Here is an 11,957-nt window from a genome sequence, read left to right on the forward strand (position 1 = left end):
GGAAGCGTGGCTTCCCGGCAGTCTCCACCCGAGAGCCCGACTGCGCTTCGTGATCCCGGGCCATTTCAGCGGTCGGGAGTGTATCAGGTGTGGTTCTCACCTCCCCGGGCCGACCTGATAGAGCGCGATCGCAAAAGAAGTGGTTCGGGAGAGTACCCCGCAGCGATCCGCCTCAGGCCGGCACCTGCTCCTTCTTCTCCCGGTCCCAGTGGCGGTGCCGGGCGATGGCCGTCTTGAACTGCTCGACAAACGAGTTCACGTCCCCCTGGCTCCCACAGGTGACGACCCCCATCTCGGAGACGGCCTCTCCTCCGGTTCCTGCATCGACGAAGGTCACACCCTTGATATCCGATGCCTTCAGGAGTTCGATCCCTTCTCCCATCGCTCCGATCGGTTTGCAGTGCTTGAAGGCCTCGTTGACGAAGTGGATCGCGAAGCCCTGGTTCTTCAGGGTCTCCGCGTGCCTCCCGCCCGGGACATACACGGCGTCGTACACGACGGAGGTGGTGGTGACGTAACTCTTGTCCACCTCCATCTCTTTACCATCGGCAGACTTGACCATGCCGCGGAACTGCGAGACGATCTGCGGGTGAGCGCCCGCATCCTTGAGCGCCTTCTTCACCTGCATCACCTCGTCGTGGTCGTAGCCCTCCATAGCGAGGATCGCGACCTTCCGGCTCTTGATGGTGTCCATGACGGTCTTCTCCTGGCTGAGGTTCGGGGACTTCTTCGTGCCGGAGGATGCGCCCTTCTCCGCCGGGGGCGGCACCCCGATCCCTTCCGCGATCCGTATCGCGAGATCGCCGTCGACGTTGTTGATGAGGTCCACCACCCTTTTGCGGACCCCGGAGTCCGAGACCTTCCCGAGCTCGAAGTGGAAGGCCTTGACGATATGCTCCTTCTCCGCGTCCGACATGCTGTTCCAGAAGAGCTTCGCCTGGCTGAAGTGGTCGTTGAACTTCTCGCTCCGTGCACGGATCTTCCTCCCCTCGATCTTCTCCTGGTAGTGGGCGTAGCCGCCCTCCTCCACCCGGGCCGGCCGGGGTTTGTTCTCGCCGAGCGCATTCGGGAAGTAACTCACGACACCCTTATCGATCGTCATCCGGTTGTAGCCCTCCCGCTGGTTGTTCGCGGCGGGCGCGAGCGTCCGGTTGATCGGGATCTCCTGGAAGTTCGGGCCGCCGAGGCGTATCAGCTGGGTATCCAGGTACGAGAAGAGCCGGCCCTGGAGGAGCGGGTCGTTCGAGAAGTCGATCCCCGGCACGACGTTCGCCGGGCAGAAAGCGACCTGCTCGGTCTCGGCGAAGAAGTTGTCCGGGTTCCGGTTCAGAATCATCTTCCCGATCCACCGGATCGGCACCTCCTCCTCGGGCCAGAGTTTCGTCGCGTCCAGAATATCGAACTCGAAGTTGTGCTCGTCCGCCTCCTCGATCATCTGCACCCCGAGCTCGAACTCCGGGTAGTCTCCCATCTCGATCGCCTCCCAGAGGTCGCGGCGGTTGAAGTCCGGGTCTTTCCCGGCGATCTTCTGCGTCTCGTCCCAGACGAGCGAGTGAACCCCGAGCTGCGGTCGCCAGTGGAACTTGATGAACCGCGCCTTCCCCTCGGCGTTGATGAACCGGAAGGTGTTGACCCCGAACCCCTCCATCATCCGGTAACTCCTCGGGAGCGCACGGTCAGAGAGAACCCACATGATCATGTGCGTGATCTCGGGCAGGTTCCCGACAAAGTCCCAGAAGGTGTCGTGGGCGGCGGAGGCCTGCGGCATCTGGTGATGCTGCTCCGGTTTGATGGCGTGAACGAGGTCGGGGAACTTGATGGCGTCCACGATGAAGAAGACCGGCATGTTGTTGCCGACGAGGTCGTAATTCCCCTCCTCCGTGTAGAACTTCGTCGCAAATCCCCGGACATCCCTGACCGTATCGGCAGACCCGCGGAACCCGACGACCGTCGAGAACCGGACGAAGACCGGCGTTTTCTTTGCAGGGTCCTGGAGGAACGCCGCCCTCGTATACTCGGTCATCGGTTCGTAGACCTGAAAGTAGCCGTGAGCGCCCGAACCCCTGGCGTGGACGACCCGCTCGGGGATCCGCTCGTGGTCGAAATGCGTCAGTTTCTCGCGGAAGTGGAAATCCTCAAGGAGCGTCGGCCCCCGCTCCCCCGCTTTTAACGAGTCGTCGGTATGGCTTACCCGGACCGCCTGGTTCGTCGTCAGGTACTCCTGCTCCGGGTCCTGGCGGAATTCGTCGAGCTGCTCCTGCTTGCTCTTCTCATCTACCTTTCTCTTCTGATCCATACTCACTCACCTGCACCCCTCTTATCCCGGCCGGCCATACACCGCTGCTCTCCCCGGTGGGCGTGCCCCCACATTCCGGCCACCCACCATAAAAGTAACTGCACGCTGGAAACGGATGTTCAGAACGGCCTTTGTAGCCAGGGGTGCCTGCAAAATGGGTTGATGGAGGAAACCAGGTTCTTCCACCTATCAGACGTTTCCGGTCACGCCCCGTCCCGGGGTTCCTCGCGGCGGACGGGGCAGAGCGGTTCTTCCGCCCAGAGGTCGCCGGTATCGGCAAACGCCCGGATCCTGCACCCGCCGCCGCAACGGTCGCGGTAGGAGCATCGCCCGCAGGAGCCCCCGACCAGATCCTTCTTTCTCCGGAAGTCGGCGAGGATCCGGTTCTCCGGGTCGTTCCAGATGGTGCTGAACGGTTTCTCCCGGATGCTCCCGACCTTGAGTCTGTCCATCTGGGCGAACTGGCAGGGGTAGACGGCACCGGAGGGATCGATGTTTGCGATGCGGTCTCCCGCGCTGCACCCGACGCCGGCGTGTGCAAGAAGGGTGCACATACTCTCGTATGCGGAAGGATCGTCCTTCTCCAGCCTCTTAAGAAGGTATACGGTGTCCTGGGGTGCGTCGACCGTGAGGAACTCCATGGCCGCCGGGTCTACCTCGCGTGCCTTCTCGATGAGCAGGTCAAGGAGGCCGGCAATCTCCTGGAATCGAAGTTGCCGGGCGTCATACCCCTCCCCTCCCCGGCCGCTCGGGACCAGCCAGTAGACGCAGAACCGTTCCGCCCCGGTGTCCAGGGAGAGGTCGATGAGGGCGCAGATCTCGGCGTAGTTCTCCCGCGTCGCCGTCACCCGGACGCCGCACTTCAGCCCGGCGGATCTGCAGTTATCGAGCGCTGAGACAGCCTTATCAAAGCTCCCCGGGACGTTTCGCATACCGTCATGCGTCTCGGCGGTCGCCCCGTCGAGCGAGACCCCTGCGTACTCCACCCCCGCGTCGCGGAGCCGCCGTGCAACGGCCGGCGTGATCAGCGTGCCGTTGGTGCTCAGGGCGGTGGTGAGGCCACTCTCCTTCGCGTGCCCGGCGAGTTCCCAGAAGTCCTCCCGGACGAGCGGCTCGCCGCCGGAGAAGAGCAGAAGGGGAACCCGCATCTCTGCAAGGTCGTCGATAAGAGCGAGCCCCTCCTCCGTCGTCAGTTCGTCCTCCCGCCCCCGCCCCGGCCCTGCCCGGATGTAGCAGTGGGAGCAGAGGAGGTTGCACCGGTTCGTGATGTTCCAGAAGACGACCGGCCGGCGGAGTTCGGAGAACGCGAGCATGCCGCTCGGTCTCTTTTCGGCCGCACGGTGCCGGATTACCTCGCTGACCGTGCCGGTCGCGTGGATGTATCTCGTGATCCGGTTCATCGCCCACGCCCCGGCCCTGCCGCAGGCTCGATCCGGCCGCTCGGTTCCCGCTTGAACTCCTCGGTGCTGAAGAGAACCCGGTAGTCGGCGGCACCGGTCGCCCGGGAGAGGGCCGCGACCCTGCGGAGCGCGTCCTCGCGGTCACGGCAGTGGAGCACGGTGTAGAGGTTGTACTCCCAGCGTCCGGGGATGGTGCGGCGCTCGTAGCAGTGAGTCACGTCGGGGCTCTCCGCCATGGCCGCTCCGACCTCGGCGACGCAGTTCTCGGGGACGCTCCAGACCACCATGGCGTTCGCCATGAGTTCGGCTTTCCGGGGGTTGATCCTCATCCCGAACCGGCGGACGACGCCGATCTGCCTGAGTCTCTGCAGCCGGGCGACGACCTCCTCCTCGCTGATCCGAAGCCTTCTCGCCGCACGGAGAAACGGCCTCTCCTCAAACCCGATACCGTCCTGTGTCAATATGAGTAGTTCTTTATCGACCCTGTCCATCATCGTCTTCCTCCGCTAAAAACCGGAACCGGACGTCGAGTTTGAACCTCCGCACCATGGGAAGGTTCAGGACGTCCCCGGGAGGGATCGTCGACCGCCGCACGATCTCCTCGAGTATTCCGTGAAGTTCCTCTTCGCCCGCAGCGGCGACGGTAAACCAGAGGTTGTAGTCTCCGTCGCGGCGGTAGTTGTGGGAGACGCCGTCGTACCCGTTCACGATCGCCGCGACCTCGTGCATCTGCTTTTCCGGCACCCGCATCGCGACGAGCGTGGAAGAGCGAATGCCGAGACTTCCGGGTTCCAGGATCGGCGCGATATGCCTGATCACCCCCCGGCGGGAGAGACCGGCCAGCCGCGCCATCACCTCCAGTTCCGGCATCCCGAGCGCTTCGCCGATGACCCGGTACGGCCGGGGATCGAGAGGAAAGTCGTCCTGCACCCGCTGGAGGAGCACCCGGTCGAGCGGGTCGAGGCGCACTCACCGCACCCCCGGCTCGTAGAGGCACCAGGGGTCTTCTGCGAGGCAGTCGCCGGTACCCGAGCGCTCTTGTGTAACCCCGTATGCCCGGGCGCGGCACCCCCCGCAGGCAGAACGGTATTCGCACGCACCGCATTTGCCCCTCAGCCCCTCGCCGGAGCGGAGGGCCGCAAAGACCTCCGACCCGTTCCAGATCTCGGCGAACGGAGTTCTCCGGATATTCCCGAGACCCAGCGGGAGGTAGGGGCAGGGGGTGACCTCGCCCGTCGGGTCTATCCTGCAGTAGCGGATGCCCGCGATGCACCCCCGTTCTCCTTCGGCTACGGGAAGCCCCATCCCGGCCGCGATCCGCACGTACTGCGGGGCGCACGTCGGGCGGATAGAGAGACCCCTATCTGCTCTCAGCCGGAGGATTCGGCGTATCAGGGACTCATACATCTCCGGGGAGATGTCGACGACCTCCTTCCCCCTCCCCGTGGGGACGAGGAAGAAGAACTGAAAGTCGCGCACCCCGAGGCTCTCCCCGAATTCCGCGATCCCCTCCAGGTCGCGGTGGTTCTGCAGGGTCACCGTCGTGTGCACCTGAACGGGAATACCGGCATCCCTGCAGGCCTCGATGCCCGCGACGGCACGCTCCCAGGCACCCGCCACCCCCCTGAACCGGTCGTGAACCCCTGGATCCGCCGAGTCGAGGCTTATCGCCGCTTTCCGGACGCCCGCCCCGGCGAGCCGAACCGCCGTGCGATCGTCGATCAGGGTTCCATTCGTCCCGATGGCCATCCGAAGCCCCCGCTGCGTCCCGTATTCGGCGATCTCGAAGATATCGTCCCGCAGCAGGGGTTCTCCCCCGCTGAGGATCAGCACCGGGGAACCTGCCTGTTTGACCTGGTCGATGAGCATCTTCGCTTCGCTGGTGGAGAGTTCCAGAGCCCCTCCCCCGTCCCCGGCATCCATGTAGCAGTGGGCGCACCGCAGGTTGCACCGGTAGGTGACGTTCCATGATATGAGGGTGGGTTCGCTCTTCCCGCTGTCTCCGATACTGTTCCGCATCGACCGATCACCAGTCTCGTACGCTCCCCCGAAGAGAGGCGTGGGTATACCCGGACGACCCTATATCAATGTATCGCAAATCCCGGGAAAATAGCGAATTTTCAGGTTATCTCTCCGTTGGCGGCACACTTTTACGGTCAGATAATTTGCCCCCACATCCTCGTGTTCGCTCATGTTGCCGGGGCTCCGGGAGTGCGGTCATGTTGGTATACCTCGTCCAGAGGCGGCGCAGTTCATGAAAGGACCGTCAGCCCCAGATCGGGTCGTCGCCGAACCGGTCCATCCAGTAATCGGCGGGGCTCTGCGCCAGGTCTTTTTCGAGGTCATCAAGCCTGAACGAGACCGGACGGTTCATGCAGTAGTCGATCAGGAGGTCGTAAGCCTCTTTTAAGCGTATCGTCATCTCGTGGGACTCCGCCGGGTCTTTTCGCGACACGTCGGGATGCCAGTCCTTGATCTTCTCGGAGTAGCGGGCGCGAATCTCGTTGAGACTTGCCCGGTCCCGGATGCCGAGCAGTTCAGCCGCCTCCCTCACCCGCCCGGCGGTTATTTCGGCCATTGAAGATGCGTATACCATGTCCGCAGGATAAGCATTGCGAAGTGCCCAAAGCGATCTCTTTTTGGTCGCAGACGATAGATTCACTGAAAACGAGTCTTATGGGAGATAATCCGCCGATCATCTACTTGAACAACGCCGCCACGACCTGGCCGAAACCCCCGGAGGTGCTCGAGGCTGTCAGGCAATCGCTTGCGCTCCCGGTCTTCGGGTCGGGAAGGACCACCGGCAGCCAGGGCGAGGACTACATCACGCTGGCACGGGAAGCGCTCGCGGACCTCCTCGCCGCAGATCCGCCGGAGCACGTGATCTTCACCCAGAACGCGACCGATTCCTTAAATGTCCTCATCGGGGGATTTCTTGCCGGAGAGACCGGGTGCCACGTCCTCACGACCGAGCTCGACCACAACTCCGTTCTGCGGCCGCTTCACGAACTCGAGCGGCAGGGCCGCATCCGGCTGACGGTTCTCCCCTTCGAGAACGGCTCCGTCAGTCCCGATGCCGTTCGCGCGGCCATCACGCCCGATACCCGGCTGATGGTCACGGCCCACGGGAGCAACGTGCTCGGCTCCGTACAGGACGTTGCCCGGATCGGGGAAACCCTGCACGATCACGGGGTCTATTTTATCGTTGACGGAGCGCAGACCGCCGGCCACATCCCCGTCGATCTTGGAAACCTCCCGGTAGACGCCTACGTCTTCACCGGCCATAAGGGCCTCCTCGGTATCCCGGGCACCGGCGGATTCTACCTGCGGGACCCGGAATCGATCGCACCCCTCCGTTACGGGGGGACCGGGACGGACTCCTTCTCGCTCTTCCAGCCCCGGGAGATGCCGGAGCGGTTCGAGGTCGGAACGCATAACTATCCCGGCCTTGCGGCCCTCGCCGCCGGGGTGAACTACATCGCAGCTATCGGGGTAGAGGCCGTCGCAGAGAAAGCGGAGCGCCAGACTGCGTTCCTTATCGGGGAGTTGAAGGAAGAGCCCAACATCATGGTCTACAACGAGTCGCCCGTCCTTCCCATCGTCTCCTTTAACATCCGGGGGATGGAGAACGACGACGTTGGGTTCATCCTCGCCCGTGCCTACGGGATCGTCGCCCGCACGGGGCTGCACTGTGCGCCCCTCGTACACCGGGCGATCGACGGCGGGAGAGGCTCCGTGCGGCTCAGCCTCTCCTGGTTCACCACGGACGAAGAGTGCCGGACCGCCGCAAGAGCAGTAAAGGAGATTGCACGAAATGCGAATTCTTCGCTCGGTTCGCCATAAATCCTGTGCCGACGGCTCGTTCATGAAGGAGTTCCTCCTGAGTGCCCCGGTACCGGCGGGGTTCTTTGCCTACCTCGGGAACTTCGGGGAGGTTGAGGCGCTCCCGAAGATCGGCGAGGGGTTCTACAAGTTCGAGAAGCCCGACTGGTTCTCCATCAAAGGCCTTGCCGGGGATACCACCGTCGAGGTCAGGTTCAGGAAAGAGGTCATGCACCTGACGGTGGATTTCCTCTACCTCCTCTTCTCCTCCTACCGTGAGGGGCCGGGTGGATCTCTCGGTGCTGAAGCAGAGGGAGCAGGGGGCCGGGAAACGGGTGAGAGAACACCTGTATGGGCGTGACTGATGGGGGGCAGAATGCCCGGGGACGTATTCGAGCAGTTTGCTGAAGATTACGATCGCTGGTTCGAGGAGCACCGCGCCGAGTACCATGCGGAACTCGCCCGGATCCGGCGTCTTTTCCCCCGCCCGGACTCCCGTGCTCTCGAGGTGGGAGTCGGGTCCGGGCGGTTTGCCGCGCCCCTTGGGGTCGCGCTCGGGCTCGAACCCTCGCGAGCCCTCGGCCGGATGGCTCGCCGGCGGGGGATCGAGGTGATCCGCGGGCGGGCGGAATCGATCCCGATCCGGGACGGGTCGTGTTCGTCCGCGCTCATGGTGACGGTCATCTGTTTCCTGGACGACCCGGTTCTGGCATTCGAGGAGATCCACCGGGTTCTCGTCCCGGGGGGAACGCTCGTCCTCGGGTTTATCGAGCGGGACGGAGAGGTCGCCCGAAAATACCTGCATGAGAAGGGAAAACACCGGTTCCTCTCCCGCGCCCGGTTGTATTCATCGGATGAAGTCCGTCAACTCCTCGGACGCACCGGGTTTCGCGTGGCGGAGGTCGATTCACGGGCCGGGTTCTTGGTTATCGCCGCGAGGAAAGGCCGGTAGGACACTCACCACTTCCGCTTCATCCCGGTGCCTTCGATGGGTATGCTGCCGTGCCCCGACTCCGTGGCTGCGCTCCGCCTTTCTTCTCATGCCTTCTTCAGGGTAAACCGGAACGCCGCTCCTTTCCCGGGGCGGCCCGGCACCCGGTCATCGGCCCAGACCCGTCCTCCGTAGCGCTCCACCAGGATCTGCACGAGGTAAAGTCCGAGACCTTCGCCGACGCCGCGTTTTTGCTGCTCGTAGCGGTGGAAGATTGCCTCCTTGTCCTCATCCGGCACGCCCCGACCGGTATCCTCGACCGTCACCAGCACTTCGTCGCCCTGCTCTTCAACCCGGACCGCGACTTCGACGTCAGGACCGCCGTGCTTGACGGCATTGCCGATGAGGTTGTTGAAGACCACGGGGAGCAGGTCGTCCGCCAGGACCAGATGGCAGGCCCCGTTATGGTAGATGACGCTGGTGGGGGACCCCTCGATCGCTCCCTGGATTGCCCTGTTGAGATCGGTCTGTTTGAGATCCGGTGAAGCCTGATAAATCCGGCGGATGGTTGAGACGGTGCCCAGGATCTCGATGCTCTTCTGGACGCTGCTCTGCAGTTTCTTAATGTATTCAGCTGCTTCTCCCTCCAGGGACTCGATGAGCAGTTCGGCGTAGAGGTTCGAGACGTTCTCGGTGTTGCCGATATCGTGGGTGAGGATGTCCAGGTAGAGGTTCGCCTCCCGATTCGCGGCCTCCAGTTCGCGGTGAAGCCGGGTGAGTTCTTCAGTATGGCGTATGAGCGCTTCTTCCGCACGTTTGCGCCCGGTGATATCCGTGAGGATGGCAATGGCTCCGACGATAGTACCGCCGGCATCGCGGATAGGGGCCGCTGACGTGTCCACCCAGAGCGGTTCCCGGTTCAGGCGGGTAACCATCACCTCTTCTCCCTGCACGGTCTCTCCGTGCAGCGCCCGGTAGTATGGGGTCGCCTCGAGGGAGAGCGGCGTCCCATCCGGCCGCAGAACCCCAAAACCCGCCTGGCGCTCCTCGAAACGGACTGGATCAAGGGACATCGACGTTCTGCCGATCATCTTACGCACCGCTTCGTTCACCCGAACAATAGCCCCGGTAGTATCGTAGATGATGACGCCCGATGCGATCGAGGCAAGTGTCGCATCCAGTTCGGTAGCTCTCAAATGCTCTCTTTCCATGACGGCGCGGAGTTTCGCCTCAACCTGCTTGCGCTCGGCGATATCCCGGAAAACAACCATGATAGAAGGCTGGCCCTGGTAGAGTATGGGGGTCGCCGTGATGTCGACCTGAATCGTCCGGTCGTCGAGGGTCCTGAGTTCCTGTTCGACCAATGGGGTCGCCGTGCCTTCCTGTTCCATCCGGCGGATATGCCCGGCGATACGCTCGCGGTATTCGGGGGAGACGAAGAGATCCAGCGGTTTGCCCACGAGGTCTTCGGGGCTCTTCGCGCCCGCAATCCGGACGCAGGCAGGATTCACGTACACGATGATGCCGTCCCGGTGTACGACCACGGCATCCGGCATGAGCTCGACAAGGGAACGGTACCGCTCCTCGCTCTCCCGGAGGGCATCCTCCATCTGCTTTCTCCCGGTGATGTCCCGCATGATCACCTGGACGACAGGGGTGCCGGCAATGTAGGTCATGACCCCTTTCCCCTCCACCCAGAAGGGGGTTCCATCCAGCCGGAGGAGCTGGAGCTGGGTGGTTGGCGAAGGTTCGCCCAGGAGATCCATCGCAGCGTTCTTCCGGATGCGGTCGCGGAAGTCGGGATGAATGATCTCGAGGAAGTTCCTGCCGAGGATCTCGTTCGGACTGGATGCGCCAAGAAGGTTCACCCCGGTTGGATTGATGTAGAGGATCTTCTCACTGTCGTGAATGAGGACGATGTCGAGAGCGGTCTCCACCAGGGTTCGGTACTTGGCCTCGCTCTCCCGCAGGGCTTCTTCCGCCTGCTTCTGCTCGGTGATGTCGGTGAAACTCTCGAGAACATGTGTTACCCGGCCGGATGCATCTTTCACCGGCTGGGCAACGATATTCATCCAGCGCCCACGGCGCGAGACGCACTTCTCTACTCTTGCAACCTCGCCCGTTGCAAAGACGCGCCGTGCTGCACACACTTCGCACGGTTCGTTCAGGCTTTCGAAATAGCGGTAACACTTCTGGCCGACGGGCTCCTGTTCGGGAAGTATGTCACGGGCCTCCTGGTTGACCCACACGATCGTCATATCCGGGTCGACAAGGGACTGCCCCGTATCGAGGGCGGAGAGGATGGCACCCACCCTATCCTTCTCCCGGCGCAGCGCCTCTTCGTCTCTCCTGCATTCGGTCTCGGCCTGCCTGAGTTCTTCATTCTCCCGGCGAAGGGTATCAATCTCTACCTGGAGTTCACTGATCCGCTCTTCGGCGAGCCGTTCGGTCTCTGCAGGGTTCTCCTGTGGAACCTCATCCCGCCCGGCGGGATCAGGCTTCCTCCGTGGAGTTTCTGGGGGCGCTGGCATCTGGTGTAGGGACTCCTATTAAACAGCAGGTACAGTGAGTTTCACATTAGCAGTATTAACGGTAGCGCTCCCGGGCTACGCAGGTTCTCCTGGAGTACGGTGGGAAAATGCCTTTATGTCAACATTTGGACGGAGGTTATGAGATGACATTGACCGGGAAGTGTCATGCGAGATGACGGATCGGGCGGGTAAATGACCGACGGGTTCTCTCACTTCCGGTTGATTCGGGACGCCTGTCCCCCCACTGCCGGAACAGGTCCTCACCCTGCCTCTTCCCAAAAGAGCCCGTATCGCTATCTTGGGGCCGTAGGGAGCTCCGATATCTCTTTTCGGCCCGCCGACCAGGTTCGTTCCGGCGCCTTCTTCCCTACTACTTCTCCGAGACCTTTGCAATCACGCGATCCAGATGCTGCCGGTAGAGTTCCTGCGGGTCGAGTTCCCCGAGCCCTTCCGGTGTCCTGACCACCACCCTGTCGATGCCGGCGTTCACCAGCATCTTCGAGCACATCAGGCAGGGGGGGTCGTAGGAAGGCGCTCCCGTCAGGCGCTCGAACCCGGCCAGGTACATCGTACAGCCGGCGGCGGCCCGTCCCGCCTGCAGGAGCGCGTTCATCTCCGCGTGCACCGAGCGGCAGAACTCGTAGCGCTCGCCGGAGGGGATATTGTACTGCTTCCTTATGCAGGTGTTCAACTCATCGCAGTGGGCCTCCCCCCGCGGCGCACCGTTGTGCCCGGTGGAGACGATCTCCCCTGCCGAGTTGACCACGACCGCCCCGTAGCACCGCCGGATGCAGGTCGACCGCCGGGCGGTCTCGACCGCGATACCCATGTACCACTCGGTTCGCGAGGCCCGGGGCGGTACGGGTGGTGCGTCGGTATACCGATCCGTCATGGCCGTCCCTCCGGCAGTGGGTTACGGCCGCTCAGGCTTTTGCTCATGATAGATCTTCCACGGTGCGGGATTAAAAAGAGGCGTT

Annotated in this window: 11 protein-coding genes; 3 read left to right on the plus strand and 8 right to left on the minus strand. The window is 62.9% G+C overall.

What is annotated here, in order from left to right:
- Window positions 1–172: 172 nt before the first annotated feature.
- From MEMAR_RS04285 to MEMAR_RS04310, 6 genes are all read right to left on the minus strand, one after another.
- A complete protein-coding gene (locus tag MEMAR_RS04285; protein WP_011843719.1) occupies window positions 173–2,296 on the minus strand; it encodes a catalase in 2,124 nt (707 codons plus the stop codon).
- 203 nt (window positions 2,297–2,499) lie between these two features.
- Window positions 2,500–3,696: a radical SAM/SPASM domain-containing protein gene (locus tag MEMAR_RS04290; protein ID WP_011843720.1), complete on the minus strand. Its 1,197-nt coding sequence runs from the start codon at window positions 3,694–3,696 to the stop codon at window positions 2,500–2,502.
- Window positions 3,693–4,190: a siroheme decarboxylase subunit beta gene (gene ahbB, locus MEMAR_RS04295; protein ID WP_222702453.1), complete on the minus strand. Its 498-nt coding sequence runs from the start codon at window positions 4,188–4,190 to the stop codon at window positions 3,693–3,695. The genes MEMAR_RS04290 and ahbB overlap by 4 nt, the downstream gene beginning before the upstream one ends.
- Window positions 4,171–4,665 carry a siroheme decarboxylase subunit alpha gene (ahbA, locus tag MEMAR_RS04300; RefSeq protein WP_011843722.1) on the minus strand — a complete coding sequence of 165 codons (495 nt, stop codon included), beginning with the start codon at window positions 4,663–4,665 and terminating at the stop codon, window positions 4,171–4,173. Before ahbA ends, ahbB begins: the two co-directional genes overlap by 20 nt.
- Complete coding sequence (locus MEMAR_RS04305) at window positions 4,666–5,715, minus strand: radical SAM/SPASM domain-containing protein (RefSeq protein WP_011843723.1); 1,050 nt, start codon at window positions 5,713–5,715, stop codon at window positions 4,666–4,668.
- Window positions 5,716–5,962: 247 nt separating this feature from the next.
- Window positions 5,963–6,274, minus strand: a complete 312-nt coding sequence (locus tag MEMAR_RS04310) for a J domain-containing protein (RefSeq protein ID WP_011843724.1) — start codon at window positions 6,272–6,274, stop codon at window positions 5,963–5,965.
- Window positions 6,275–6,372: 98 nt separating this feature from the next.
- On the opposite strand from MEMAR_RS04310, the gene MEMAR_RS04315 reads away from it, so the two are divergent.
- The 3 genes from MEMAR_RS04315 to MEMAR_RS04325 are packed head-to-tail and all read left to right on the plus strand — an operon-like array spanning window position 6,373 to window position 8,470.
- Entirely contained in the window at window positions 6,373–7,539 is a 1,167-nt protein-coding gene (locus MEMAR_RS04315) for an aminotransferase class V-fold PLP-dependent enzyme (protein WP_011843725.1), read from the plus strand.
- Complete coding sequence (locus MEMAR_RS04320; RefSeq protein ID WP_245526649.1) at window positions 7,511–7,879, plus strand: hypothetical protein; 369 nt, start codon at window positions 7,511–7,513, stop codon at window positions 7,877–7,879. Before MEMAR_RS04315 ends, MEMAR_RS04320 begins: the two co-directional genes overlap by 29 nt.
- Before the next feature lie 15 nt (window positions 7,880–7,894).
- Window positions 7,895–8,470 carry a class I SAM-dependent methyltransferase gene (locus MEMAR_RS04325; protein ID WP_011843727.1) on the plus strand — a complete coding sequence of 192 codons (576 nt, stop codon included), beginning with the start codon at window positions 7,895–7,897 and terminating at the stop codon, window positions 8,468–8,470.
- An 86-nt stretch (window positions 8,471–8,556) separates the two neighbouring features.
- Here MEMAR_RS04325 and MEMAR_RS12435 read toward each other — a convergent pair whose 3' ends face one another.
- The gene (locus MEMAR_RS12435) at window positions 8,557–10,980 is read right to left on the minus strand and encodes a PAS domain S-box protein (RefSeq protein ID WP_011843728.1); all 2,424 of its coding nucleotides are present in this window, start codon (window positions 10,978–10,980) and stop codon (window positions 8,557–8,559) included.
- 370 nt (window positions 10,981–11,350) lie between these two features.
- Window positions 11,351–11,872 (minus strand): deoxycytidylate deaminase, encoded by a 522-nt coding sequence (locus tag MEMAR_RS04335; protein ID WP_011843729.1) that lies wholly within the window; start codon window positions 11,870–11,872, stop codon window positions 11,351–11,353.
- Window positions 11,873–11,957: the final 85 nt, after the last annotated feature.

This window comes from Methanoculleus marisnigri JR1 (genome assembly GCF_000015825.1).
Classification (GTDB): Archaea; Halobacteriota; Methanomicrobia; order Methanomicrobiales; family Methanoculleaceae; genus Methanoculleus; species Methanoculleus marisnigri.